This is a genomic window from Mycobacterium sp. NGS34, from assembly GCF_059812845.1.
In genome coordinates this window covers 21,425-44,897 of the sequence record NZ_JCALDM010000023.1, presented here as the reverse complement: position 1 = coordinate 44,897, position 23,473 = coordinate 21,425, and the positions used below count along the sequence as shown (strand labels likewise).

The 23,473-nt window shown below is 69.1% G+C and carries 27 protein-coding genes; 14 read left to right on the top strand and 13 right to left on the bottom strand.

What is annotated here, in order from left to right:
• A partial coding sequence (locus AC5Y7V_RS29810; RefSeq protein ID WP_499883599.1) for a wax ester/triacylglycerol synthase family O-acyltransferase occupies positions 1-1,406 on the bottom strand: 1,406 nt, incomplete at its 3' end.
• A 10-nt stretch (positions 1,407-1,416) separates the two neighbouring features.
• On the bottom strand, positions 1,417-2,571 hold the full coding sequence (locus AC5Y7V_RS29805) for an alpha/beta hydrolase family protein (protein WP_499883604.1): 1,155 nt from the start codon (positions 2,569-2,571) through the stop codon (positions 1,417-1,419).
• Positions 2,572-2,910: 339 nt separating this feature from the next.
• Here AC5Y7V_RS29805 and AC5Y7V_RS29800 point away from each other — a divergent pair, with 339 nt between their 5' ends.
• Positions 2,911-3,177: a hypothetical protein gene (locus tag AC5Y7V_RS29800; protein WP_499883598.1), complete on the top strand. Its 267-nt coding sequence runs from the start codon at positions 2,911-2,913 to the stop codon at positions 3,175-3,177.
• A gap of 62 nt (positions 3,178-3,239) precedes the next feature.
• Here the strand turns inward: AC5Y7V_RS29800 and AC5Y7V_RS29795 are convergent, their stop codons facing one another.
• On the bottom strand, positions 3,240-3,722 hold the full coding sequence (locus AC5Y7V_RS29795) for a flavodoxin family protein (RefSeq protein WP_499883597.1): 483 nt from the start codon (positions 3,720-3,722) through the stop codon (positions 3,240-3,242).
• A 92-nt stretch (positions 3,723-3,814) separates the two neighbouring features.
• Positions 3,815-4,843: an acetyltransferase Pat gene (gene pat, locus AC5Y7V_RS29790; protein WP_499883596.1), complete on the bottom strand. Its 1,029-nt coding sequence runs from the start codon at positions 4,841-4,843 to the stop codon at positions 3,815-3,817.
• Positions 4,844-5,166: 323 nt separating this feature from the next.
• On the opposite strand from pat, the gene AC5Y7V_RS29785 reads away from it, so the two are divergent.
• Together AC5Y7V_RS29785 and AC5Y7V_RS29780 are read left to right on the top strand one after the other, a co-directional pair.
• Positions 5,167-7,017 (top strand): AMP-dependent synthetase/ligase, encoded by a 1,851-nt coding sequence (locus AC5Y7V_RS29785; RefSeq protein ID WP_499883595.1) that lies wholly within the window; start codon positions 5,167-5,169, stop codon positions 7,015-7,017.
• A 68-nt stretch (positions 7,018-7,085) separates the two neighbouring features.
• Positions 7,086-7,556, top strand: a complete 471-nt coding sequence (locus AC5Y7V_RS29780; RefSeq protein WP_499883594.1) for a baeRF2 domain-containing protein — start codon at positions 7,086-7,088, stop codon at positions 7,554-7,556.
• A gap of 8 nt (positions 7,557-7,564) precedes the next feature.
• On the opposite strand, the gene AC5Y7V_RS29775 is transcribed toward AC5Y7V_RS29780, so the two are convergent.
• Complete coding sequence (locus AC5Y7V_RS29775; protein WP_499883593.1) at positions 7,565-8,368, bottom strand: ribosome hibernation promotion factor; 804 nt, start codon at positions 8,366-8,368, stop codon at positions 7,565-7,567.
• A 21-nt stretch (positions 8,369-8,389) separates the two neighbouring features.
• Positions 8,390-8,671: a DUF1876 domain-containing protein gene (locus AC5Y7V_RS29770; RefSeq protein ID WP_499883592.1), complete on the bottom strand. Its 282-nt coding sequence runs from the start codon at positions 8,669-8,671 to the stop codon at positions 8,390-8,392.
• 266 nt (positions 8,672-8,937) lie between these two features.
• Between AC5Y7V_RS29770 and AC5Y7V_RS29765 the strand changes: the two genes are divergently transcribed.
• A complete protein-coding gene (locus AC5Y7V_RS29765; RefSeq protein ID WP_499883591.1) occupies positions 8,938-9,585 on the top strand; it encodes a TetR/AcrR family transcriptional regulator in 648 nt (215 codons plus the stop codon).
• On the opposite strand, the gene AC5Y7V_RS29760 is transcribed toward AC5Y7V_RS29765, so the two are convergent.
• The 3 genes from AC5Y7V_RS29760 to pcaH are packed head-to-tail and all read right to left on the bottom strand — an operon-like array spanning position 9,572 to position 12,055.
• Positions 9,572-10,786: a lyase family protein gene (locus tag AC5Y7V_RS29760; RefSeq protein WP_499883590.1), complete on the bottom strand. Its 1,215-nt coding sequence runs from the start codon at positions 10,784-10,786 to the stop codon at positions 9,572-9,574. The two genes, AC5Y7V_RS29765 and AC5Y7V_RS29760, sit on opposite strands and share 14 nt — an antisense overlap.
• The gene (pcaG, locus tag AC5Y7V_RS29755; protein WP_499883589.1) at positions 10,783-11,307 is read right to left on the bottom strand and encodes a protocatechuate 3,4-dioxygenase subunit alpha; all 525 of its coding nucleotides are present in this window, start codon (positions 11,305-11,307) and stop codon (positions 10,783-10,785) included. Before pcaG ends, AC5Y7V_RS29760 begins: the two co-directional genes overlap by 4 nt.
• Positions 11,300-12,055, bottom strand: coding sequence for a protocatechuate 3,4-dioxygenase subunit beta (gene pcaH, locus AC5Y7V_RS29750; protein WP_499883588.1), 756 nt, complete (start codon positions 12,053-12,055; stop codon positions 11,300-11,302). Before pcaH ends, pcaG begins: the two co-directional genes overlap by 8 nt.
• A 287-nt stretch (positions 12,056-12,342) precedes the next feature.
• Here pcaH and AC5Y7V_RS29745 point away from each other — a divergent pair, with 287 nt between their 5' ends.
• The 6 genes from AC5Y7V_RS29745 (at position 12,343) to AC5Y7V_RS29720 (ending at position 16,781) form a co-directional block, all read left to right on the top strand.
• On the top strand, positions 12,343-13,629 hold the full coding sequence (locus AC5Y7V_RS29745) for an aromatic ring-hydroxylating dioxygenase subunit alpha (protein WP_499883603.1): 1,287 nt from the start codon (positions 12,343-12,345) through the stop codon (positions 13,627-13,629).
• Positions 13,626-14,144 (top strand): 3-phenylpropionate/cinnamic acid dioxygenase subunit beta, encoded by a 519-nt coding sequence (locus AC5Y7V_RS29740; RefSeq protein WP_499883587.1) that lies wholly within the window; start codon positions 13,626-13,628, stop codon positions 14,142-14,144. The genes AC5Y7V_RS29745 and AC5Y7V_RS29740 overlap by 4 nt, the downstream gene beginning before the upstream one ends.
• Complete coding sequence (locus AC5Y7V_RS29735; RefSeq protein WP_499883586.1) at positions 14,141-14,365, top strand: dihydrodiol dehydrogenase; 225 nt, start codon at positions 14,141-14,143, stop codon at positions 14,363-14,365. Before AC5Y7V_RS29740 ends, AC5Y7V_RS29735 begins: the two co-directional genes overlap by 4 nt.
• On the top strand, positions 14,362-15,156 hold the full coding sequence (gene hcaB, locus AC5Y7V_RS29730) for a 3-(cis-5,6-dihydroxycyclohexa-1,3-dien-1-yl)propanoate dehydrogenase (RefSeq protein ID WP_499883585.1): 795 nt from the start codon (positions 14,362-14,364) through the stop codon (positions 15,154-15,156). Before AC5Y7V_RS29735 ends, hcaB begins: the two co-directional genes overlap by 4 nt.
• A complete protein-coding gene (gene phtC, locus AC5Y7V_RS29725; RefSeq protein ID WP_499883584.1) occupies positions 15,153-15,869 on the top strand; it encodes a 3,4-dihydroxyphthalate decarboxylase in 717 nt (238 codons plus the stop codon). The genes hcaB and phtC overlap by 4 nt, the downstream gene beginning before the upstream one ends.
• Before the next feature lie 78 nt (positions 15,870-15,947).
• The gene (locus tag AC5Y7V_RS29720) at positions 15,948-16,781 is read left to right on the top strand and encodes a polysaccharide deacetylase family protein (protein WP_499883602.1); all 834 of its coding nucleotides are present in this window, start codon (positions 15,948-15,950) and stop codon (positions 16,779-16,781) included.
• Here the strand turns inward: AC5Y7V_RS29720 and AC5Y7V_RS29715 are convergent.
• Entirely contained in the window at positions 16,769-17,557 is a 789-nt protein-coding gene (locus tag AC5Y7V_RS29715) for an IclR family transcriptional regulator (protein ID WP_499883583.1), read from the bottom strand. The two genes, AC5Y7V_RS29720 and AC5Y7V_RS29715, sit on opposite strands and share 13 nt — an antisense overlap.
• Positions 17,558-17,579: 22 nt before the next feature.
• On the bottom strand, positions 17,580-18,647 hold the full coding sequence (locus AC5Y7V_RS29710; protein ID WP_499883582.1) for a permease: 1,068 nt from the start codon (positions 18,645-18,647) through the stop codon (positions 17,580-17,582).
• Between the two features lie 110 nt (positions 18,648-18,757).
• Here AC5Y7V_RS29710 and AC5Y7V_RS29705 point away from each other — a divergent pair, with 110 nt between their 5' ends.
• Both AC5Y7V_RS29705 and AC5Y7V_RS29700 read left to right on the top strand, forming a co-directional pair.
• Positions 18,758-19,588 (top strand): SGNH/GDSL hydrolase family protein, encoded by an 831-nt coding sequence (locus AC5Y7V_RS29705; protein WP_499883581.1) that lies wholly within the window; start codon positions 18,758-18,760, stop codon positions 19,586-19,588.
• A complete protein-coding gene (locus tag AC5Y7V_RS29700; protein WP_499883580.1) occupies positions 19,585-20,244 on the top strand; it encodes a DedA family protein in 660 nt (219 codons plus the stop codon). Before AC5Y7V_RS29705 ends, AC5Y7V_RS29700 begins: the two co-directional genes overlap by 4 nt.
• A 123-nt stretch (positions 20,245-20,367) precedes the next feature.
• On the opposite strand, the gene AC5Y7V_RS29695 is transcribed toward AC5Y7V_RS29700, so the two are convergent.
• Positions 20,368-20,988: a TetR/AcrR family transcriptional regulator gene (locus tag AC5Y7V_RS29695; RefSeq protein WP_499883579.1), complete on the bottom strand. Its 621-nt coding sequence runs from the start codon at positions 20,986-20,988 to the stop codon at positions 20,368-20,370.
• Between the two features lie 157 nt (positions 20,989-21,145).
• On the opposite strand from AC5Y7V_RS29695, the gene AC5Y7V_RS29690 reads away from it, so the two are divergent.
• Together AC5Y7V_RS29690 and AC5Y7V_RS29685 are read left to right on the top strand one after the other, a co-directional pair.
• On the top strand, positions 21,146-21,583 hold the full coding sequence (locus AC5Y7V_RS29690; RefSeq protein WP_499883578.1) for an anti-sigma factor antagonist: 438 nt from the start codon (positions 21,146-21,148) through the stop codon (positions 21,581-21,583).
• Between the two features lie 41 nt (positions 21,584-21,624).
• Entirely contained in the window at positions 21,625-22,710 is a 1,086-nt protein-coding gene (locus AC5Y7V_RS29685; RefSeq protein WP_499883577.1) for a glutamate--cysteine ligase, read from the top strand.
• Here AC5Y7V_RS29685 and AC5Y7V_RS29680 read toward each other — a convergent pair.
• Positions 22,697-23,467 (bottom strand): sulfite exporter TauE/SafE family protein, encoded by a 771-nt coding sequence (locus tag AC5Y7V_RS29680; protein WP_499883601.1) that lies wholly within the window; start codon positions 23,465-23,467, stop codon positions 22,697-22,699. The genes AC5Y7V_RS29685 and AC5Y7V_RS29680 overlap by 14 nt on opposite strands.
• Between the last annotated feature and the right edge of the window lie 6 nt (positions 23,468-23,473).

Here is a 23,473-nt window from a genome sequence, read left to right as displayed (position 1 = left end):
TAGGCGCTGCGCGAACCCACCGAGGCTTCGAGCTCGGCCAGGCACTCCTCGGTCAGCGGAATCAGCTTCTCGATGTCGGGCACCACGTCGGCGCCGGCGGCGTAGCCGAATCCGATCCGGTCGGCGTATGAACACGTCGTCGCGTTGAGCGCCTGACCGTCATAGACCGTCGACACCGGATATATCTCCTCGACATGGGCGCGGTTCCAATACATTTCGGTACGCGGGCCCGGCACGTGCGAGATGGGCAGGTTGTACCCGGTGCGCACCTTCGGCGTGAACGGCAGCAGCGGGAAAATCACCGTCGCGGCGATGCTTCCCGCGGCGGTCAGCAGCGATGCCGCCGATCCCCGCTTGGCGACCCACTGCTTTCCTTCCGACATCGAGCGGTGGATCAGGTCCAGCCGCGCGGCCGGATCGTCCACGTCGGTGCCCAGCGGGCACAGCCAGAGCCCGAACATGTTGCCGTGCTGGTCATTTCCGTCCTCGCGCTCGCGAGCGCGCACCGTGATCGGGCAGGCGGCCACCAGGGACCGTCCGGGCAGTTCGTCACGCTCCAGCATCCAGCGGCGGACCGCGCCGGCTACGACGGCGGTCACCACGTCGTTGGCGGTGACACCGGCGGCCCGTTCCACCGCGTGGATGCGCTCCTTCGGCCAGCTCCCGGCCGCGACGGCGCGGGCGCGCCCGAGGTGACCGTTGAACCGCGTGTAGGGCGCCCCGAACGGCAGCACGGTCGTGTGACCGACCAGGCTGTCGACCACCGTCGACAGCTCGCCCGTGACGGCCCGCCCGATCAGCCCGACGCTCGACGTCGCCGCGCCGAGCAGCGAGCGCAGCGGCGCGACGAGGCGCGACGCCAGCCCGTCCGTCGACGCCTGCGGCGCGTCGGGACGGTGGTCGGCGTAGAACGGCGGCATCGACCGGCGTTGCGGGTCGTCGCTCAGCGCGTCGGCGATCATCCGGAAGCCGGCGACGCCGTCGACGACGGTGTGGTGCACCTTGATGTAGAACGCGAATCGGCCACCGTCGAGGCCGTCGATCAGATACGACATCCACATCGGCCGGGAGCGATCGAGGCGCTCCGCGTCCAGTTCGCCGATGAGCCGCCAGAATTCGTCACGGCCCCCGGACACGGTGCGGCGCTGGCAATGCCGGCTCAGGTCGACGCTGGCCATCTCGCGCCACACCCATACGCCGCCGGTGTCCACGCCGCTGTGCGGATGTCTGCGCAGCCTCGGATCGATCGGATGGTCGCCGGCGAGCGTGTCGCGATACAGCTCGTCGACGAAGTCCGGGCCGGCGTCCTCCGGCGGCGACAGGATGAGCACGGCGCCGACGTGCATCGGGCTGGCCACCAGCTCGGCGGCCATCATCGCCACGTCCAGGGGGTCCATGGGAGCCATGTCGTCGCGCCTAGGCGGGGCGGTCGCGTTGTGTCGACGGCTCGTCCAGGAGCCCCGATTGCCGCAGCGCGTCCCACACGAATTTCTGTACCGGCCGCGACCGGAAGAACCCGGTGTGACCGCCTGGGTACCAGACGATTTCGGGTTTGCCCCAGTGTTCCCAGAGGCGGACCACCTGCTCGCGCGGGTGCACGACCCGATCGGCGACGCCGGCATAGATGAACCGGCCCGGCATCGGCACCAGCGGGTCGAGCGACAGCGGCGACGTCATCCGGCCGATGGGCTCGGCCAACTCCATCGTGCGCCGGCGCGGGTCGTCCTGGCTCAGGCCGGAATGGCGGCCCAGCAACTGCACCAGGTCGGCCACCGGAACGCCGAGGATGGCGCAGGTGAGGCCCTTTTCCAGGCTGGCGACCAGCGCCGCGATGTAGCCGCCGAGCGAAAGGCTGTTCAACCCGATCAGCGAGTCGGGCTCCTGCAACCGGATCCAGGACAGTAGCCTCCGGATGTCCCAGACCGCGTGACCCGTCGCATGCACGTCGTCGAGGATGTCCTCCCCGGGAAACACCACACCCTTCGGCAGCCCGCGGGCGCGCGGGCCGTGCATCGGCAGCACCGGCATGACGACGTTGAGACCGAGTTCGTCATGCAGTTTCCAGGCGCGGAACAACGCGAGATCCATTGGGGCCCGGCCCATCTCGGTTCCGTGCACGCACACCAGCCAGGGCCGCGGTTCGGGATGACGCAGCAGCAGCGCGTACTCGCGCCTGTTCGCGGTGTAACCCATCCACCGCTCCCCACCCGGCTCGCCGGGCCGCGGTGAGTATCCGCTGTCGAAGGAGAGGCGATAAAGGGAGCGTTTGCGCCCCTTGACCTGTTGGACCGTGACGTCCGAAAGCGGCGGCGGCGCGCCGAAGAACCTCTTCGGGTGATCGAGCCATCCGCGCTCGCCGTAGAAGTTCAGCGCCGCGACTACTTCCCGGCTGATCCGGTCGAACGCCTGGGGTTCGCTCACCGGCCGTCGGGCCTTCAGGCCCAGCAGGACGACCTCGTCCCGGAAAGCCTGCAGCGTCAGCGCGAGCGTGGGTCGCGCGATCGGCAGCCCATCGGGCTCTTGGTCGAGGTAGTCGCGCCACGATTCGGTGAGATAGAGGCCGGTGTGCATGAACGGCCGGACGGCGTTGCCCAGGCCGCCGATAATTGGGGCATTCCAGCGCAGCTCGCCGGGTCGTCCGTAGTCACCGGCGGGTTCTGGCATGGCGGCACGCTAACACCCGCCCCGATCGGCGCGTTAGGGACTTACGACCCGGTCACAGTCCCGAAAGTCCTTGGCTGGCAAGCACACGTCACAGCTGCCCCAATTCGGGATGAACGATGAGGTTGGAAGGACTTTAGGCACTCGTGTCGATGGCGCGGGGGTCATAGCGTTTGGTCAGGCGCAAGTGGCCGTTTCACTGCGGCAGGAATTGCCGTTTCAGGTAGCGAAATTCTGAGGAGATCGACAATGACACAGTCACCCGACAAGACCGAATCACGCTGGGTCGAACTGTCCGACGACGTGCTCGAATCGGTAGAGGCGAGCCGTAAGCAGGCCATCGACGCCGTCCGCAAGTTCGTCGAGCAGGTTGGTGGAGAGGTCCCCGATGAGTCGCGGCGCAAGAACGTCATCGAGGCCGCCCTGGACCTGACCGAGGAGTTGGTCACCGGGCGGATCGAGTTCGTCCGCAGCGTGGTGCGAAGCGCGGGCCAGGCGGTAGGAACAAAGTCGTAACGGCTCGACGATCCGACGCCGATGGCCGGACGGCTGCCCAAAGGGTTCCGCCCGGCCATCGGTCATGAAGCGGCCTGGGAGTCCCCGGCCCGTTTGCGAATACGCGCCGCGAAGGCCGCGGCCCGGTCGAGGTCGCGGTCGTCGGGCCGTCCCCGGTTGATTCCGCCGATGAGCCCGAACGGCCCGACGGTGTCGAACCCCCGGCAAGAAAACGAACCGATCACCTCGAAGCCCTTTGCTTCCAAGTGCTTTCGAACCGGTTTGTTGTAGTCCAGCAGCGGAACTTCCCGGGCGCCGCTGGTGAAGAAGGTGAACGCCCGAATGTTGGCGACGGTCGGCAGGCGACGTATCAAGCTCCGTAGCCTGTCGTCCACCGCCATGTAGTAGATGCCCGATCCAAAGCCGACGAGGTCGTACTGGGCGAGCGCTTCGGGGTCGACCGACTCGGGTTCGACGACCTCGGCGTTCAGCATCTCGGCCATCCGCTCGGCCACGCGGCGGGTATTCCCGTGCGATTTGGAAACGCAGACGATGAGCGACTTCATGGGGTCAATGCTGGGCACGCGCCGCGACGTCCGATAAGGGCGCAAAGGCACGAAGGCGCGAGGCATAAGTCACTTCGGCGTCAGTAGTCGCGTCAGTCGAACGCATGGATCACTTGGCGGGCCACATGCTCGATCTTCGAGCGGGTGTCGTGGTCGAGGGGCGGTTCATCGCGGTCCGGGATTTCCCCGGTCGTGGTGATCACCCCGGGCTCCTCGGACTCCCAGCGCGCGTTGACCCTGTCCCCCAGCACGCGCGCGGCCGGGTTGTCGGCGAGCACTTGGGCATGAAAGCGCTCGATGCCGTCGACGCGCGCGGCCACCGCCAGCGCGCCGAGGAGCAGGGTCCCGATCCCGCGATTCTGATACGCATCCGCGACGGTGAGCGCAACCTCCGCCGAGCTCGGGTCGTCTACATCGCGGATGAAGCGGGCGTCGGCGACGGCCGGCCCGCCCGCGCAGGCCGTGACGACCCAGACGAAATGGTCGATGTAGTCGACCTCGAACAGGTAGGCCAACCCCGCCGCGGAGGGAGCGCCGCCTTGGTAGCGCCGGTACAGGGTCTCCCGCGAGAACGAGCCGCCGCTCTTGAACCGCTCGGCATCACCGGGCAGCACCGGGCGCAGCAGGAACTCGGCGCCGTCTTTGGCCAACAGCGGGATCGGCTCGATATAGGCGATCAACCGCTGCCTCGCGGTGCGCACCATCCGTTCGGTGACGACGGGCGTGGCCAGCATGCACTCGAAGGCGCAGTCGTATCCGACATAGCCCCGCACGTCGTCCTTCGCGACCACCGTCGCCGTTCTGGTTTTGCCTCGCAGCAAAGCGATTTCGCCGATGATCGTCCCAGGCCACAGCTCGGTGACCGTTACCTGGCCGTCCTTGCCGACGTGCCGGATCTCCACCCGGCCCGAGGTGATGATCGAGAACGACAACGCCTTTTCCCCCTGGCGCATCAGGACCTCACCGGCCCGGGCGCGCAGTGGGTGCAGGTGGGCGGCCAACGCCGCGAGGTCCCGCGCCGGGATATCGGCGAACACATCCAGCGCCGACAGTTCCTCGACTTTGATGGCGCTACCGCCGGTCGCGGTGCACCGGCAACCGGTCTGCCCGCAATCCGTCATCACCCCGATGTACGGTACGCGACCGGCGCCGCCATCGCCGGGGCAATTCGCGCGTAAGCGCAGTGACAAAGGACCCTGTCGCGCCGGGACTTCGGCTGGTCGGGTGCGAGACCAAAGCACCGTCGTCGTCATGCTCTTGTCCTCTACGACGCGGAACGTGGCGGTGGTCGGATGAAGGGGTACCGGCTAACCGGGAGGGGCCGACCGTGAACCGCCACCGCGGGACTTTCGACACTATCCCCGACGTATCCGGCGACAGCAGGATCAAAGGGCTCAGATAACCATGCGCACGGCATTCGCCTCGGCACCACGGGATTAAGGCCATGAAGACACCACTCGCCTCGATGGAGAGGCCCGACATGACAAAGATCGAGAAACGCGCGCCGTCGGTAGCGCATATGTTTCTCGAACGCGTCGCCGCCACCCCGCACGCGGAGGCTTTTCGATATCCACAGGACCACAGCTGGGAGAGCGTCACCTGGCAGCAGGTCGGTGATCGTGTCTATGACATCGCCGGCGGGCTCATCTCGCTCGGGATCGCCCCGGAGGACCGGGTCGCGCTGGCGTCGTCGACGCGCTACGAGTGGGTGCTCGTCGATTTCGCCGTGATGTGCGCCGGTGCGGCGACCACAACGGTGTATCCGACGACGAACGCCAGCGACGTCGCGTACATCGTCGCCAATTCCGGAAGCCGGGTGGTAGTGGCCGAAAACCAGACCCAGGTCGACAAATTGGTCGAGCGCCGCGCCGAACTGCCCGACGTGAGCAAGGTGGTGATCATCGACGGCAACGGCGACGGCGACTGGGTGATGACCCTCGCCGAGCTGGAGCAACTGGGTAAGCAACTGCTGGCCGACTCGCCGAATGCCATCAAGGACCGAGTCGCAGGCATCGGCCCGGACCAGCTCGCGAGCCTCATCTATACCTCCGGGACCACCGGGCGGCCGAAGGGCGTGCGGCTGACCCACGGCGCGTGGACGTACACCGCGGCGGCCATCGACGCGCTCGACATTCTCGGTCCCGATGACCTGAACTTCCTGTGGTTGCCGCTGGCGCACGCCTTCGGCAAGGTGATGCTGGCGCTTCCCCTGCAGATCGGGTTCCCGACCGCGATCGACGGCCGCGTCGAGAGGATCGTCGACAACCTGGCGACGCTGCACCCCACCATCATGGGTGCGGCCCCGCGCATCTTCGAGAAAGCGCATGCCCACATCGAGGGCATGGTCGCCGAGCGGGGCAGGCTCAGCAAGAAGATGTTCGACTGGGCGATCGGACTGGGATTGAAGGTGTCGGAAACCCGGCAAGCCGGCAAGAAGCCCTCGCTGGTGTCTTCGCTGGCCTACAAGGTGGCCGACCGGGTGGTGTTCTCCACGATTCGCGAGCGGTTCGGCGGGCGACTGCGGTTCTTTGTCTCCGCGGCCGCCGCTCTGGACCGTGACGTCGCGCAATGGTTCGACGCCGTCGGCATCGTCGTGCTGGAGGGCTACGGGTTGACCGAAACCGCGGCGGCGTCATTCATCAACCGCCCCAACGCCTACCGGTTCGGGACGGTCGGGTGGCCCTTCCCTGCCACCGAAGCCAGGATCGCCGACGACGGCGAAATCCTGCTCAGGGGACCGGGTTTGATGACCTCGTATCACGATCTCCCCGACGCTACCGCCGAGGCGCTCGACGAGGACGGTTGGTTTCACACCGGCGACATCGGTGAGCTCGACGACGACGGCTTCCTGCGGATCACCGACCGCAAGAAGGACATGTTCAAGACGTCACAGGGCAAATACGTGGCGCCATCGGCCATCGACGCGAAATTCAAAGGGCTGTGCCCATACGCCAGCGAGCTCCTGGTCTACGGCGAGGGAAAGCCATATTGCGTCGCGCTGGTCAGCCTCGACGGCGAAGCCATCGCCGAGTGGGCCGGTAAGAACGGTCTGGCGGACAAGTCGCTCGCCGAGCTCGCCTGCGACCGGAGGACTGAGGAACTGATCGCTGGCTACATCGATGCCCTGAACGTGGAACTGAATCGCTGGGAGCAGATCAAGAAATTCGCAATCCTCGACCGCGAACTCACGATCGAATCCGGCGATCTCACGCCAAGCCTCAAACTTCGCCGCAAGCTAGTCATCGAGAAGTTCGCGGACCGCCTCGACGCTCTCTATGACCGATCGTCGGTGTAAGCAACCGCTATGGGCGCGGCGCGAAACTGTCGTTGCGCCGCACGGTGACCTAAGAGCCGCATCTGTGGGTGTTCCTGTGCGGCGAGGTACGTACGCGCGCGGACGTGGTTGCCGAATTGCCGCGGCGGGTAGCCCGGCGTGTGTCGGAGTTAGCCGCCGGGTCCCGCAAGAGCGGTATCGATGAGGAAGGGGTGCGGCGGCTGACGGCCGCCGAGTTCGCCCGGCGCCGTGACGTCGAGATGGGCGAGGTCGCGGGTCGGTTCGCCGCCGAAATCGGGCGCGGCTCGGGCCTGGCGGCCCAGGGCGTCGCCGCCGTGATCCCCCAACACCGCACGGGCGTCGTCGTGTTCGCGCACGGCAGCGGAAGCAGCCGGCACAGCCTCAAGCTCAACCGGCTCGCACAAACGTTAATCCCGGCCGAGTGTCAGATCGCGGTCGTCCCCGGTGCCACTCACGTGTTCGAGGAACCCGGCGCCCTCGAGCAGGTGGCCGCTCTGGCGCGCGACTGGTTCACCGGCCATCTAACGACCGAGGAGTAAGGGGCCGCTCAGCTCGCAGGCGTGATGAGCCCGTAGTGCCCGTCGTAGCGGTGATACAGGACGCTGCCGCCGCCGACGGCGGCGTCGACGAAGAACAGGAACGGCAGGCCGAGCAGCCCGATCCGCTCGATCGCCTCGTCCACGGTGAGCCGCGGCGCGGGTTGGGGGCTGATGCTCAGCGACATCTCGACCGGGGCCAGTTCGTCCGCGAGATCCGGATTGACTTGCGCCAGGCGGTATTCCGCGGAAGATTGGCGATACAGCACGCTGTCCTGATTGGTGCCGGCCTCCGTGAATAAATGGAAGTCGTAGTCGAGCAGCTCCATCTCGAGCGCGGCCTCGTCGACGGTGCAGGTGGGCAGGCTGTAGGACTTGTGCCGCATGACGCGGCGTTCGCCCTCGGGCCTCGGGAAGTAGTCCGGCCGGTGGCTGGGCTCGGACTGATGCCGCCATTCGTGCGGGTCGGTCCCGGGAATGCGCCCGCGCCGGGCCTCCCAGTGTTCGGCGCCGCGTTCCAGCTGTCGACGCAGCCGCACCTCGAGGCGATCGACGGCCTCGGCCGCGGTGACGCCGTCGACCTGCGCGCGCACCGGCCGGCCGTTGACGTCGAGGTTGGCTTGCGCGACCACCGGGCGGGCCACCGCGGGGTCGCCGTGCTGGGTCAGCCTCACCCGAGCGTGCAACACCGGCGCGTGGGTGAGGTGGCCGAGCTCGCCGATCTTTTTGCGCGCGTAGTCCGCGGCACCGGGTAGCCGCCCGTGCGTCGTCACCTCGACATCGAGGACGGTCGGTAAATCCTGTTTTTGTGCCATGATTCGCTTTCCTGGTCGCGGTCAGTGGTGTAGACCCGTGACCGGCTCGTGGGTGCTGGCCTGGATATCGGTTGAGGTCAAGGCGAACAGCTGATTCGACAGATCGGACAGCGCGCGGGCGATGGCCAGTTCGTCGCCGATCCGGGCCACCGGCTCGTCGGCGGGGTCCAGCCGCGCCAGACCGATACCGACCAACTTCCGGCCCGCCCAGGCCAGGCGCGCCTTCGCCCGGGTGCGCTCTTCGTGCTCCTCGACCACCAGGTCGATTTGGCAGGTCTTGGTGCCGTCAGCCTTGCCGGTCATCGCCAGTCTCCTTGTCTTGCCGGGTTTTAGCCCACCTAGATGCGACCACCGGCGCACCCGGCAAAGTAGGGGCGAAAGTCACCAGTGCGCGCAGGACACCGGCGTGGAACAGTTTCCGACGTGCTGCCGACCATTCAACAAATTGGTCGATAAACAAACCGTCGATATTAATCGACAATATTGTTGGTCGTAATCAACAATTCGTTGACTTATATCGGCGCGTCCATAAAGTAACGGTCGTGGACGACCTCGCGCAGGCCGAGTAGATGCACGCCTCCCGGGGCCGCCGTTCGGCCCATCATTTGGGCGATGACCGGGAACGAGCCATTCTGGCCACCGCCGAGCGCCTGCTGCAGGAGCGACCACTGGCCGATTTCTCCGTCGACGACCTGGCCAAGGGCGCGGGCATCTCCCGCCCCACTTTCTACTTTTATTTCCAGTCGAAGAATGCCGTGTTGTTGTCGCTGCTGGACCAGATGAACGGAAAGGCGCACGCGGCGCTTGCGGCGCTGGGCGGCAAGCTGTTCGGTGACCCCGCCGCGCTGTGGCGGGCGCGCATCGAGGCGTTCTTTGAGGTGTCGGGCTCGCACCGGGCGGTCGCCGTGGCGGGTGCCGCGGCGAAGGCCACCAACCCCGAGGTGCGGCAGCTGTGGTCGACGCTGATGCAGAAGTGGATCTCCCACACCACGGCGGCGATCAAGGCCGAGCGCCGGCGCGGCGCCGCCCCCGACACTTACCCGGCCGAGGATCTGTCGGTCGCGCTGAACATGTTGAGCGAGCGGGTGATGGCCGCGACGTTCACCGCCGAGGAGCCGGCGATCCCCGAGGACCGGGTGATCGACATGCTGGTGCACATCTGGCTGGCCAGCATTTACAAGGCCGACGCCGAGGCGTTGGCGACTAGCGGCTTTTGAGTACCCGCCCGGCGCGGTGCAGGCTCTGGTCGATCAGCCGGTCGACGTCACCGAAGTAGGTCGGCGACGGGGCCTTGCCCGCCAGTTCGGAGATCGCGCGCTGTTCGCCGTAAACGTCCGCCAGGCGCAGGTTTTCGGCCATCCGCTCCGAGCGCACCGCCAGCCCGGCCAGCAGTTCGCCGCACTGCGAGCCCGCGACGACGGTCCGTCGGGCCAGCGTGCGCAGGGTGTCCCATTCGGCGTGCCATGGGCCGTCGGGCCGTTCGTCGTTCGCCAGCGCCGCGGCGGTGTGCAGCGTCGCCGCCAATTGCGGCGCCGCGACGGCGGCCCGACGGATCAGGATGGACAGCACCGGATTGCGCTTGTGCGGCATCGACGACGACCCGCCGCGGTTTTCGGCCGCCGGCTCGCCCAGTTCGCCGATCTCCGGGCGGACCAGGGTGACGACGTCCGAGGCGATGCGGCCCCAGGCGTCGGTGCACCCGACGAAGGCGTCCCCGGCCGCGGTGACCGGCGTCCGCGTCGTGTGCCACGGCGGCCGGTTGCTCAGGCCCAAAGAGGTTGCGACGCTTTGTGCCAGGCGATCGGGGTCGGCCGCCGCGCCGAGCAGCACCGCCAGTTCGGTGGTCGCGGCCCGCGTCCCGGCGGCGCCGCCGATCTGGATCGGGGTGACCAGCCCGGCGAGCCGCTCGTAGGCGTCGACGACTCCGTCCAGCCACCCCGCCGCCTTGGCGCCGAACGTGGTGGGCGCCGCGTGCTGCGTGAGGGTGCGCGCCACCATGGGCGTGCCACGGTGCGCGGCGGCGAGGTCGGACAGCGCCGAAATCTGCTGTGCGAGTTCGGACGCTACGCTGTCGGCGGCGGCGCGCAAGCCCAGCATCAGCGCGGTGTCCAACACGTCCTGGCTGGTGAGGCCGCGGTGGATCCACGGCGCGACGGCCGCAGCGGCTCGCCCGCGCAGCAGGTCGACCAGGCCGATGACCGGGTTGCCGCCGCGCTCGGCGCCGGCCGCGAGCGACTCGCTGTCCCCGTCACGCAGCAGGGCCGCCAGGTCGGCTCCGGCGCAGTCGGTGGGCGCCAGGCCGGCGGCGGCCAGGGCCGCCAGCCAGGCGGATTCGACCGCGACCATCGCCTCCAGCAGCGCGGCGTCCGTCATGTGGACGCCCGCCCGCTGGTCGCCGGGCCACAGCAGGTTGGTCATCGCCGATACTCCAAAAAGACGGTCTCGTTCGGGCCCTGCAGGTGGATGTCGAAACGGTATCCCGCGCAGCCGCTTTCGGGGATACACACCAGGCCGGCCAGCGCGGGATCGGCGGCGTCGTGAGGCAGGTAGGCGCGGGTGAACAGCCGGTCCAGCAGGCCGCGCGCGAAGACAGCGAGCGCGAAGAACGGCGCCCGCCCGGGTTCGTGCGGGCCGGGCGCCACGGTGGTGAAGGAGTAGTGCCCGGCGGCGTCGGTCGCGCACCGGCCCCATCCGGTGAACGACGTTTCGTCGCGCCGCAGCGAGCCGGCCAGTCGCGGGATGCGCCCGGCGCCGTCCGGTTGCCACAGTTCGACCAGCGCGTCCGGCACCGGCTTGCCTGCGCCGTCGTAGACCGTGCCGTGCAGCCGGACCGCCTGCGGATGCCCGTCGGCGACCAGTTGGCCATCACCGGGATACGGCAGCCCCAGCCCGAGAAAGGGGCCGACCGTTTGTCCTGGGGTGCAAGCCAATTCAGCCATCGTCCGCGGTCCAGGTCCGGAGGGCGCCGCAGACCACGATGTCCCAGCGGTAGCCGGTCGCGTACTCCGGCTCGGTGAGGCCGTGGTCGTAACGGGCGATCAGCCGCCCCCGGGCGGCGGGATCGAGGATCGATTGGAAGATCGGGTCCCGGTCGAACAGCGGGTCGCCCGGGAAGTACATCTGGGTGACAAGGCGTTGGGTGAAAGCCGTTCCGAAGACCGAGAAGTGGATGTGCGCGGGGCGCCAGGCGTTGCGGTGGTTGCGCCACGGGTACGGGCCGGGCTTGATGGTCAGGAACCGGTACGACCCGTCGGGTCCGGTGAGACAACGGCCGGCGCCGACGAAGTTCGGATCCAGCGGGGCCGGGTGCTGGTCGAGCCGGTGACGGTAGCGGCCGGCGGCGTTGGCCTGCCAGATCTCGATCAGCTGCCCTGCCACCGGCTTGCCCGACTCGTCGAGCACCCGCCCGGCCACGACGATCCGCTCCCCGATCGGCTCACCGGGATGGCCCGCCGTCAGGTCGGCGTCGCGCGGGTCGACATCCTGGGCGCCGAAGCACGGCGCGTGGCGTTCGAGCTCCTCCGGGTCGACGACCAGCGCGGGGCGTTTCGGATGGCGCAGGGCGCTGCTGCGATACGGCGGATAGTCGAGGCGCGGACGGGCCGGATCCCCGAGCCGGGCGTCAACCACGATCGCGGCCATCTCCGCCGTGATGTCGTCCTGGGACGCGACATCCTTGGCGCTCATGAGCGGTGAGGCTACTCCGGATTTCGCCGACGGCCCCGCAGGTCGGGCAGTCCGATCCGCGACAGAATGCCGTGTCAGGCGCCCATTGCGAGCTCCCGCCGCCGCGAGCGCGCGTGTCCGTACACCGACACGCCGTTGGGGCCGGCATTTTGCGCGCCCTCGATAGCGAGTTACGGGGCTTGACCAGGTGGGCGGGGTGCGGGATTCTATATAGCAGAAAGTATTTCTGTATAGCAGAGGACCGAGTGAGCGATCTTCGCAGCGTTTTCGACAACGTCCGGCGCGGGATGATCCCCGCCCACATCTACAACGACGGGCAGCTGTTCGCGCTGGAAAGGGAGCGCCTCTTTGGCCGGGCGTGGACGTTCGTGGGCCACGAATCGGAGATCCCGCACGACGGCGATTACGTGGTGCGCCGGGTTCTCGACGACTCGTTCATCGTCGCCCGCGGCTCTAACGGCGACGTGCGGGCCCTGTTCAATATGTGCCTGCACCGCGGGATGCAGGTGTGCCGCGCGGAGCTGGGCAACGCCTCCAACTTCCGCTGCCCGTACCACGGCTGGTCGTATCGCAACGACGGCCGGCTGATCGGGCTGCCGTTTCACCGCGAGGCCTACGGCGGCGACGACGGGCTGGTCCGGAACGCCCAAAGCCTGCTTCCCGCGCCGAGTTTCGCGAGCTACAACGGGATGCTGTTCATCAGCATGGACCCGGCGGCCGAACCGCTGGAGGATTACCTCGGCGACTTCCGGTTCTATCTGGACTTCTACACCAAGCAGAGCGCGGCCGGTCTGGAGGTGCGGGGGCCGCAGCGCTGGCGCATCAAGGCGAACTGGAAGATCGGCGCCGAGAACTTCGCCGGCGACATGTACCACACGCCGCACACGCACGCGTCGATCGTCGACATCGGGCTGTTCCGCGAGCCAAAAGCCCAGAAGCGCAAGGACGGAGCGACCTATTGGGCGCACCGCGGCGGCGGCACCACCTACAAACTTCCGCCGGGCGACTTCGATCAGCGGATGCGCTACGTCGGCTACCCCGACGCGATGATCGGCCGCATCAAGCAGGCCTGGACGCCGCGCCAGCAGCGGGTGGTCGGCGACGACGGCTTCATGATCTCGGCGGCCACGTGCTTTCCCAACCTCAGCTTCGTGCACAACTGGCCGAAAGTGCGCGACGGTGCGGAGGATGAAGTGTTGCCCTTCATCTCGATCCGGCTGTGGCAGCCGATCAGCGAGAACGAAACCGAGGTGTGTTCCTGGTTCGCGGTGGACGCCGCCGCGCCCGAAGACTTCAAGAAGGACTCGTACAAGGCCTATTTGATGTGCTTCGGCTCGACGGGCATGTTCGAACAGGACGACGTGGAAAACTGGGTCTCGCTGACCAGCACCGCGGGCGGTTCGATGGCGCGGCGGCTGCTGCTGAACAGCCGGATGGGGCTGCTTGGCGACGGCAGCCCCGTGGTTCAGGCGCTGCCCGCCGACGCCTTCCACGGGCCCGGGCGCGCCCAGGTCGGCTACAACGAGCACAACCAGCGCGAATGGCTCAAACTGTGGGCGGATTACCTGCAATGAGAAAACCCCTGCCCTTCAACGACATTCGGCACCTGCAGGCCCACCAGTTCCTGGTCGACGAGGCCTACCTGCTCGACGCCCAGCGCTACGACGCGTGGCTGGACACCCTGACCGACGACGTCCGCTACGTCATGCCGGTCCGGGTGACGACGGCGCGCGGCGCCGGGTTCGACACGTCGCCGGGCATGGCGCACTTCGACGAGGACAAGTATTCGCTGCGCCAGCGGGCCGCTCGCTTCGCCACCGAGCACGCCTGGACCGAGGACCCGCCGTCGCGGCTGCGCCACTTCATCACCAACGTGCGCGCCTTCGAGGGCGACGACGAGACGGAACTGAAGGTCGAGTCGGCCGAGCTGCTCTTCCGCAGCCGCGGGGACGTCAACGAGAGCGCGCTAGTGTCGTGCGGCCGCGAGGACCTGCTGCGCTGGTGTGACGATCGATGGAAGCTGGCCCGGCGCAACATCTTTGTCGACGAGTCGGTGCTGCGGATGCAGAACCTGGCGGTGTTCTTGTGAGCGAACCGATCTCGATAGCCAACGAATTCACCGAAGTGCTGATCGCGCGGGTGGACACCCGCAACGGGTCGCGGCTGCTGATCAGCGCGCCCAAGACCGGGCGATCGATCTCCCTGGACGCGCTCGAGATCGAGGCGCTGACCCGGCAGAACACCCGTACGCTGGCGGCCATGGTCGGCAATCCCGATGGTCCGCTGCTGCCCGACGAGGAAGAGCAATGACGGCGTGGCTCGAGGGCAAGCGGGCGCTGGTGGTGGGCGCCGGTTCGGGGATCGGCCGCGCCGTGGTGGACGCGTTTCGCGCCGAGGGCGCCAAAGTCGCCGTGCTGGAACGGGACTCCGGCAAGTGCGAGCGGTTGCGACGCGAGGTGCCCGACGCGCCGGTGGTCGACGGCGACGCCGTGACCCGCGAGGACAACGAGCGCGCCGTCGCCGCGGCGGTGGACGCGTTCGGCGGGCTGGACACGCTGGTCAACTGCGTCGGAATCTTCGACTTCTACAAGGGCATCGGCGACATCGACGCCGGCGACCTGTCCCCCGCGTTCGACGAGATGTTTCGCACCAACGTGCTGAGCCACCTGCAGTCCGTCAAAGCCGCCCTGGCCGAGTTGCGGTCCGCCGGCGGGTCGTCGATCGTGTTGACCGAGTCGACGTCGTCGTACCATCCGGGGCGCGGCGGCGCGCTGTACGTGTCGTCGAAGTTCGCCGTTCGCGGGCTGGTGGCCACGCTGGCTCACGAACTGGCACCGCGGATTCGGGTCAACGGGGTGGCCCCCGGCGGCACGCTCAACACCGACCTGCGCGGCCTCGCCAGCCTGGGGCTCGACGGCGTCCGCCTCGACGACACCCCCGACCGGGCGCGCGACATGGCGGCGCGCAGCCCGCTCGGCGTCGCGCCCACCGGCGCGGACCACGCGTGGAGCTTCGTGTTCCTGGCGTCCGACCGATCCCGCGGCATCACCGGCGAAACCGTCCACCCCGACGGCGGATTCGGGCTGGGCGCACCGCGATGACGCGCCTCGACGAGCAGCGCGAGCTGGTGGCGCAGGGCTGCCGGGTCGCGGCGGCGCGCGGTTTGGTCGACGGCATCCTCGGTCACCTGAGCCTGCGCGTCGACGACGAGCGGCTGCTCGTCCGCTGCCGAAGCGACGCCGATACCGGGGTGGCGTTCACCCGCCCCGGCGACATCCGGCTCGTCAAATTCGACGGAACCGCCGGCGCCGCAGGCGAACTCGACGGCTACCGGGTGCCCAACGAGCTACCCATCCACACCGAAACCCTGCTGGCCAACGCGGCGCTCCAGGCCGTCGCGCACCTGCACCCGCCCGCCGTCGTCGCCGCCGACCTCGCCGGCATCACGCTGAGGCCGATCTACGGGGCCTTCGACATTCCCGGCGCCTGGCTCGCGCGCGGCGGCGTGCCCGTCTACGGACGCGCCGCGCTGATCCGAAACGCCGCGCTGGGCAAGGAAATGGTCGACGCGATGCGCGGCCGGCCGGTGGTGATCCTGCGCGGGCACGGGATCACCAGCGCCGCCGACACCATCGAGCGGGCGGTGCTGCAGGCGATCGGCGTCGACGCCCTGGCGCGGATGTCGCTGCGGGTGCGCGCGGCCGGCGGCACCCTGCGCGACATCGACGACGCCGACTGGGACGAGCTGCCGGACCTGGGGCCCGGTTTCAACACCGACGCGGCGTGGCGGCACGAAATCGCCCGGCTGGGCTAACGTCACAGGTTCATATCGGGCGCGCGTCGTGCCCGGTTAGTCACAACAACGGGACTTAACCTGGCCGACGTGAGCGAACTGGACCGGCGGCGCTTCCTGGTCGCGGTCGCGGCGACGGTGGCGGTCACCGGCATCTCGTTGTGCTCGGAAGGCGGGCCCCGGGGAACGGTCGCCCGCGCCGAGGTCCCCGGACCCGCGCCGAGCCCCGCGGCCCCGGCGCTGCCGCCGTTGCTGTCGCCCCCGGACCGCGCGGCGCGGGTCGCGCTGCCGGGCGGCGCGGCGCTGAGCAAGCTCCCCGGCAACGGTGACCTGCTGGCATGGACGGTCGACGACGGCGTCGACACCGACGTGGTTCGGCTCTACACGGAATTCGCCCGGGACACCGGCGTGCGGCTCACCTATTTCGTCACCGGGTCCTTCCGCTCGTGGACCGATAACGCCGAGTTGCTCCGCCCGCTCGTCGAATCCGGGCAGATTCAGCTCGCCAACCACACCTGGTCGCATCCGGACCTGACAAAGCTTCCGGCGAACCAGGTCGCCGACGAACTCGGCCACACCGACCAGTTCCTGCGCAACACCTACGGTGTGGACGCCACCCCGTACTTCCGCCCGCCCTACGGCCGTCACAACGCCGTCGTCGACGCGGTGGCCGCCGACATGGGCTACCAGGTGCCCACGCTGTGGTCCGGCGACCTGCGGGATTCCGCGGTGCTGACCGAGGACCAGGTCGTCAAGATGGCCAGCCTGTCCTTCACCCCGCAGAACATCGTGATCGGGCATCTCAACCACGCACCGATCACCCGGGTTTACGGGCAACTGGTGGACATCATCCGGGCCCGCAGGTTGCGCACCGTGACGCTCAACGACGTCTTCCTGAAGCCGGAAATCCCGCATCGGCTTCAGCCGAGCTGATCGCCGATCTCCTTGGCCGCGTTGATAAGCGCGGCCACCACCGACGGGTAGCGGGCGCTGTCGAGCCGGTCCTGCGGGGCGGCGGCGTTGAGCGCGAGCCGCACGCCCGGCGCCCGCGTCGGGATCGGCACCGCGACCGAGGCGACGCCGTCCTCGCTCTCCTCGCGGTTGATGGCGTAGCCCCGCTCGCGGATGCGCGACAGCTCGGCTTCCAGCTCGGTGCGGCTGCCGATCGAATGCGCGGTGACCCGTTCCAGCGCCTCGTTCGGAAACAGTTGGCGCAGTTCGGTTTCCGACAGCTGGGCGAGCATGGCCTTGCCCGTCGAGGTGCAGTGCGCCGGCAGGGTGCGCCCCAGCCGGGAGGCCACCCGGACCGCCGCCGGGCCCTCGACCGCGGCCACGAAGTGGACGCTGGCGCCGTCGAGCATCCCGACGTGGATCGTTTCCCGCAGTTGCTCGCTGAGCGCGCGCATGAACGGCGCCGCCGATCGCTGAATGTCGAGGCGGCCGAAAACCGCGAACGCCACGCCGGTGAGCGAGGGGCCCGGCAAGTACGCCTTGGACACCGGGTCCTGGCGCACGAAGCCGCGGTAGGCCAGCATCGCCAGCAGCCGGTGCGCGGTCGACGGGGCGACACCCAGGTCGCGGGCCGCGTCGCTCAGCCGGATCTCGGGGCGCTCCCCTAGGAGCAGCAGCAGCTTCAGCGCGTTGTCGACCGACTCGATCGGATACTGCGGCGCGAGCGGGTCGGCGGCCGGCTGCCCCTTTTCCCGCATAGACAGTGACGGTACCCGCCGCTCACAGCGCGCTGAGGACGATCGCCCCGGCCAGTCCCGCCCCGATCACCACGACGGTTGCGGCGGCGACGGCCTTGTATCCGAAGCTGCGGGCGACCATCACCGCGCCCGGGATGCTGACCGCCGGCAGCGTGATCAGCACCGCGCCGAGCGTCCCCGACGAGACGCCGATCAGCGCCAAGCCCTGCAGGATCGGGATCTCCCCGGCCGTCGGAATGACGAGGAGGGTGCCGACGACCGCGGCGAGCACGACGACCAGCAGGCCCGCGTGCGGGAGCCCGCCCAGGCCGACCACCCAGCCCCGGAACGCGCCCAGCACCAGCACGATGACCGCGTACTCCGGCAGCAGGATCAGCGACAGCCTGAGCAGGGCCCGCACGAACCTGCGGGCCGGCGCCTCGGGCGGGCGCCCGTCCCCGGCGACCGGGTCGGGCGCCGGTTGCCCGGTGCGGGTCACCAGCGCCACGGCCGCCCCGGCGCCGAGCACCGCGGCGATCCCGACCACCGCCCTGGTCAGCGACCACTGCCAGGGAGCGACGAAGAGCAAGAAAACCAGCACCGCGGGGTTCAGCAACGGATTCCCGAGCCAGTACGCGATGGCGGCGACGCGCCCGACACCGTTGCGCCGCAGCGTGACGGCCACCGGGGCGGCGCAACACGTGCACATCATCGACGGCATGCCGGCCGCCCCACCGGCCAGCGCGCTCGAAAGCACGCCGCGCCGGTTCAGCAGCCGCGGCAGCCACGACGGCGGCATCAGGGCCTGAATCGACGCGCTGATCAGCAACGCCGCCAGCAGCGCCTGCCAAATCGAGAGGAAGTACGCGTGGAAGAAGGTCGTGGCGGCGTGCCAGGTCGGCCCGTCGCCGGCGCGGACCCCGCCGACGGCGAGGATGTTCGACCCCGACCAGTGATGGGTCCGGTGGGCCCGCAGGGCCTTGGCCGTGTAGGGCATCCACTTGGCCCACAGCAGCCCGGCCACGAACACCCCGAGCGTCAACGCGACGCCGATGGCGACGCCCGTGCGGTCCCGACCGCGAATTGCGTTGACCCTCAACGACGCCGCCACGGTCAATGACGCTAGCTGACAAGCCGCCCACGGGCGGGGCGAGCGGGATCGCGCGCGCCACACCACCGGTAGAGCACCCGGAAACGAAGTTTCCGGTTAGTCTCGGCATCGTGTACGGGGCTACCGAGACCGGATACAGCCGATACGTCGCCATCGGGGACAGCCAGACCGAGGGCCTGTGGGACGGCAACGACGCCGTCGGCTTCCTCGGATTCGCCGACCGGCTCGCGGCGATGATCGATTCGCTCTATCCGGGCCTGCACTACGCCAACCTGGCCATTCGCGGCAAGCTGGTGGCCGACGTGCTGCACGAGCAGGTCCCGCCGGCGCTGGCGATGCGGCCGGACCTGATCACCGTGTGCGTCGGGATGAACGACGTCATCCAGCCGGGCAACTCGTTCGGCCGCGCGCTGACCGACCTCGAGCGCATGTATGCGGCGCTCGCCGACTCGGGGGCGACGGTGGTGACCACCACCTTTCCGAACGTCGCGCAGTTCCTGCCGCTGGGCCGTCTGGTGTCCGGGCGGCTCGCCCGCATCAACGACGCCATCGCGGCGGCCGCCGACCAATACGGCTTCCGGCTCGTCGACCTCTACGACGCGGCCTCGATGCGCGACCTGGACACCTGGGACGTCGACCGCGTGCACGCGTCCACCAAGGGGCACATGCTGTTCGCCGCCGCGGCCGCGGAGGCCCTCGATCTGCCTGGCAGCAACCATGATTGGGCCGAGGCGAGCGGCTGCGCCACGCGGCTGCCGTTCGGGTCGCGCACCTACGGGCAGCTGCGCTGGGCGCAGGAGAAGTTCATGCCGTGGGTCTGGCGGCGCCTGCGCGGCATGTCGTCGGCCGACGGAAGGGTGCCCAAGCGGCCGCGGATGGAACCCCTGACCACGCCAAGTGCGGCACACTTTGTCCGCCGGTCAGGCATCCTTGACCCATGAACGTGGAGGCTCTGCTGCAGTCGATCCCCCCGCTGCTCGTCTACCTGGTGGTCGGCGGTGTGGTCGGGGTCGAGAGCCTGGGCATCCCCCTTCCCGGTGAGATCGTCCTCGTCAGCGCGGCGCTGATGTCGTCGCACCACGACCTGGCCGTCAATCCGATCGGCGTCGGCGGCGCCGCGGTGATCGGCGCGGTGATCGGCGACTCGATCGGCTACTCGGTGGGGCGCCGGTACGGGTTGCCGCTCTTCGACCGGCTCGGCCGGCGGTTCCCCAAACACTTCGGCCCGGGGCACGTTGCCCTCGCCGAAAAGCTGTTCAACCGCTGGGGAGTTCGCGCGGTGTTCTTCGGCCGCTTCATCGCCCTGCTGCGGATCTTCGCCGGGCCCCTGGCCGGCGCGCTCAAGATGCCCTACCCGCGCTTCCTGGCGGCCAACGTCTCCGGCGGCATCTGCTGGGCGGGCGGCACCACTGCGCTGGTGTACTTCGCCGGGATGGCCGCCGAACGGTGGCTGGAGCGGTTCTCCTGGATCGGGCTGGTGATCGCCGTCGTGTGCGGAATCGCCGCCGCGATCCTGCTGCGCGAACGCACGTCGCGGATGATCGCCGAGCTCGAGGAAGAGCACTACCGCAAAGCCGAAGCCACCGACGCCGCCTGAACCGGGGCTTGGCGTGAATCCATGGCTTTCCGCGTGCGTCCAGGGCGGAAAAGTCGTCCGGATCCCGCCATCAGCTCACACTGAAAGCCCAGGATTCACACTCAAGGCCCTCAACCGGTCGGCTTAGCCCACCGCCTCGCCGATGTCGACCGGCTCGACCGGCCGGTGCTCCTCGATGAGGGAGACACCCATCCGGCGTGCGCGCCGCGCGGCGTCCAGGTCACCCACGGCCGCGAGGATCATCGCGCCCTTCATCAGGATGTGCCAGGACGACGCGAAGCCCTCGACGTCGGTCAGCCCGGCTGCGAAGGCGCGGCGGCGCACGATGTCGCGGACGTGGTCGATGTGGGCGATGCACGCCTGACCGGCCGGGTGACCCGCCCCCAGCTCCAGCAAAACGTTGATGAACGAGCAGCCCTCGTAGCCGTCGCGCGACTGGAACCAGTCGTGCATGACGTCGAAGATCGCGAGCAACTGTTCCTCGGGTGTGCTGCCGCGCTGCCGGGACTGCTCCTCGATCAGGCCGTGCGTCCAGACTTCCTCGCGGCGCTGCAGGACGGCCAGGACCAGCGCGTCCTTGGTCGGGAAGTGGCGGTACAGGGTGGCCCGGGCGACGCCGGCCCGCACGATCACCTCGTCGGTGCCGACGGCGCGGATTCCACGCCGGCTGAACAGCTCATAAGCCGCGGTCAGGAGGCGCTCGCGGGCCGAACTCATGACAGGAGTGACATCGTCGCTTGTCATACCAGGCCTTACCGTACTCTTAACGGCCCGATGTAGACAGACCGCCCTGTCTCGTTATACAAATGAGATTCGCGCACATCGCGCACAGTCTGTCTTCAGACGGAAGGACGGGCATCCCTCCCGGCGTCCCCTCGCCGGCAGCTTAGGAGAGTCCATCATGAGCCCGATTACCGCCGAACAGATGTCCAGCCCCCCGCCGACGCTCAGCACGCGGCTGGTCCACGAGCTGGGTGACCCGCACAGCACGCTGCGGGCGACCACCGACCGCAACGGCGCGGCGGTGATCATCAACGCCGGCGGTGAGATCGACGCCTGCAACGAGCACACCTGGCGCCGGCTGGTCAGCGAGGCGGCCGGCATCGTCATCCCGCCCGGCCCCTTCGTCATCGACGTCAGCGGCCTCGACTTCATGGGCTGCTGCGCCTTCGCGGTGCTGGCCGAGGAGGCGCGACGGTCCCGCGAGCGCGGCATCGAATTGCGCCTGGTCAGCTGCGAGCCGTTCGTCGCCCGAATCGTCGACGCCTGCGGGTTGAACCGCCTGCTGCCGGTTTACCCGACCGCGGAAGCCGCGCTCGCGTCGACCGCTCGCTGGTAATCCCGCCCCGTCACGAGCCAATCGGCCGATAATCGGCTGAAATGAGTGGGCTTCCCACCTTCGGTGCGGAGGAAGAATTCCTCCTTGTCGACCCCCGAACCGGTGAACCGGCCCCACGCAACACGGCGGTGGCCGAGGAGGCCGAGCGGCGGGGCGCGACCCTGCAGCTGGAACTGAGCAGTTGCCAGGTCGAAACCAACTCCAGCGTGACGGCGACCAGCGCGGAACTTGGCGACCAACTCACCCGGCTGCGCCGCGCCGCCGCCGAGGCCGCCGAGGCCACCGGGGTGCAGCTGCTGGCCGCGGGCCTTCCGCCGGCCACGCCGCACGAGTTTCCCGTCACCGACACGCCGCGGTACCGGCGGATCGGCGAGGCGTACGGGATGGTCGCGCACGAGCAGGGCATCTGCGGGTGTCACGTCCACGTGCAGGTGCCCGACCGGGCCGGCGCCATCCGGGTCAGCAACTGGCTGCGACCGTGGCTGCCGTCGCTGCTTGCGCTGTCGGCCAATTCGCGGGTGTACCGCAACGCCGACAGCGGCTACGCGAGCTGGCGCAGCGTGCTGTGGCGGCGCTGGCCGGTGGCCGGGCCGCCGCCGTTCTTCCCGGCGCCCGAGGAGTACGACCGCACGGTGCGCATGCTGATCGACAGCGAGGTAATCCTCGACCACAAGATGGTCTATTGGGACGTGCGCCCGTCGGAGCACTTCCCGACCGTGGAGGTCCGGGTGGCCGACGTGCCGGCGACGGTCGCCGAGACGGTGCTGCTGGCCACGTTGGTGCGGGCGGCCGTGATGACGGCGCTCGACGAGCGGGGCGCGGACGCCGAGCGCCTGCCGCCCGCGGCGCTGCGGGCCGCGTACTGGAAGGCCGCGCACGACGGGCTCGCGGGAGACACGCTCGACCTGATCCACGGGCGCGGGGCGGTGCCGGCGCGCGACGTCCTGGGCGCGCTGGTGCAACGGGTGCGCCCGGCGCTGGAGGCGCTCGGTGAATACGACCGCGTCACAACGGAACTCGATCGCGTCGTCGCACAGGGCAACGGGGCGATGCGTCAGTTGCGGGCGTGGCAGGAGCGCCACGACGTGCTGGACGTCATCGCCGAAGCCGTCGTCAGCCCACGGTGAGCAGGCGGTACAGGCCGATCAGCCCGACCACCACGATCGTCGAGCGCAACGCGGTCGGCGAGAGCCGGCGCCCATAGCGCGCACCGACCAGTCCCCCGACCAGCGAGCCCGCCGCGATCAGCCCCGCGACCGGCCAGCTGATCCGGCCGAAGGCCACCAGCGAATAGCTCACCGCCGCAACGACGTTCACCACGAGAGTCAGCAGGTTCTTGGCCGCGTTCATGCGCTGCACCGACTCGGGCAGCAGCGCGCCCATGACGCCGACCAGCAGGATGCCCTGCGCGGCGGTGAAGTAGCCGCCGTAGACCGCGACGGCGAACGTCCCGAACACCAGCACGGCCTTGCGGGCCGGTGTGATGTGTTCGGCCGAGCGCCCCTGTTGTTCTGCGCGCTGGGCCGCCCACGTCTGCAGCTTCGGGCCGATCACCACCAGCACCAGGGCCAGCACCAACAGCACCGGGACGATCTCGGTGAACACCTTCGCCGGAAGATGCAGCAGCAGGAAGGCGCCCAGCACGGCGCCGGTCAGCGACGCCGGCAGCTGCCAGCGCAGCCGGTCCCACTGTCCGGCCAGCTCGGCGCGATAGCCCCAGGTGCCCGAGACGCTGCCCGCGACCAGGCCGACCGCGTTCGACATGGTGGCGGTGACGGGTGGGTAGCCGAGGGCGACGAGCGTCGGGAAGGTGATCAGGGTGCCCGATCCGACGAGGGCGTTGATGGCGCCGGCGCCGAACCCGGCCACGGCGATCAAAACCATATGGGA

Coding starts and splice junctions, on each gene's coding strand:
- phtC (WP_499883584.1), top strand. CDS start 15,153: ATGACGCGCCTCGACGAGCAGCGCGAGCTGGTGGCGCAGGGCTGCCGG.
- AC5Y7V_RS29700 (WP_499883580.1), top strand. CDS start 19,585: ATGAACGTGGAGGCTCTGCTGCAGTCGATCCCCCCGCTGCTCGTCTAC.
- AC5Y7V_RS29760 (WP_499883590.1), bottom strand. CDS start 10,786: ATGACCAACCTGCTGTGGCCCGGCGACCAGCGGGCGGGCGTCCACATG.
- AC5Y7V_RS29680 (WP_499883601.1), bottom strand. CDS start 23,467: ATGGTTTTGATCGCCGTGGCCGGGTTCGGCGCCGGCGCCATCAACGCC.
- AC5Y7V_RS29765 (WP_499883591.1), top strand. CDS start 8,938: ATGCACGCCTCCCGGGGCCGCCGTTCGGCCCATCATTTGGGCGATGAC.
- AC5Y7V_RS29785 (WP_499883595.1), top strand. CDS start 5,167: ATGAAGACACCACTCGCCTCGATGGAGAGGCCCGACATGACAAAGATC.
- pcaH (WP_499883588.1), bottom strand. CDS start 12,055: ATGAGCGCCAAGGATGTCGCGTCCCAGGACGACATCACGGCGGAGATG.
- AC5Y7V_RS29685 (WP_499883577.1), top strand. CDS start 21,625: ATGAGTGGGCTTCCCACCTTCGGTGCGGAGGAAGAATTCCTCCTTGTC.
- AC5Y7V_RS29770 (WP_499883592.1), bottom strand. CDS start 8,671: ATGACCGGCAAGGCTGACGGCACCAAGACCTGCCAAATCGACCTGGTG.
- AC5Y7V_RS29740 (WP_499883587.1), top strand. CDS start 13,626: ATGAGAAAACCCCTGCCCTTCAACGACATTCGGCACCTGCAGGCCCAC.
- AC5Y7V_RS29795 (WP_499883597.1), bottom strand. CDS start 3,722: ATGAAGTCGCTCATCGTCTGCGTTTCCAAATCGCACGGGAATACCCGC.
- AC5Y7V_RS29695 (WP_499883579.1), bottom strand. CDS start 20,988: ATGACAAGCGACGATGTCACTCCTGTCATGAGTTCGGCCCGCGAGCGC.
- AC5Y7V_RS29805 (WP_499883604.1), bottom strand. CDS start 2,571: ATGCACACCGGCCTCTATCTCACCGAATCGTGGCGCGACTACCTCGAC.
- hcaB (WP_499883585.1), top strand. CDS start 14,362: ATGACGGCGTGGCTCGAGGGCAAGCGGGCGCTGGTGGTGGGCGCCGGT.
- AC5Y7V_RS29745 (WP_499883603.1), top strand. CDS start 12,343: ATGATCCCCGCCCACATCTACAACGACGGGCAGCTGTTCGCGCTGGAA.
- pat (WP_499883596.1), bottom strand. CDS start 4,843: ATGACGGATTGCGGGCAGACCGGTTGCCGGTGCACCGCGACCGGCGGT.
- AC5Y7V_RS29715 (WP_499883583.1), bottom strand. CDS start 17,557: ATGCGGGAAAAGGGGCAGCCGGCCGCCGACCCGCTCGCGCCGCAGTAT.
- AC5Y7V_RS29690 (WP_499883578.1), top strand. CDS start 21,146: ATGAGCCCGATTACCGCCGAACAGATGTCCAGCCCCCCGCCGACGCTC.
- AC5Y7V_RS29800 (WP_499883598.1), top strand. CDS start 2,911: ATGACACAGTCACCCGACAAGACCGAATCACGCTGGGTCGAACTGTCC.
- pcaG (WP_499883589.1), bottom strand. CDS start 11,307: ATGGCTGAATTGGCTTGCACCCCAGGACAAACGGTCGGCCCCTTTCTC.
- AC5Y7V_RS29775 (WP_499883593.1), bottom strand. CDS start 8,368: ATGGCACAAAAACAGGATTTACCGACCGTCCTCGATGTCGAGGTGACG.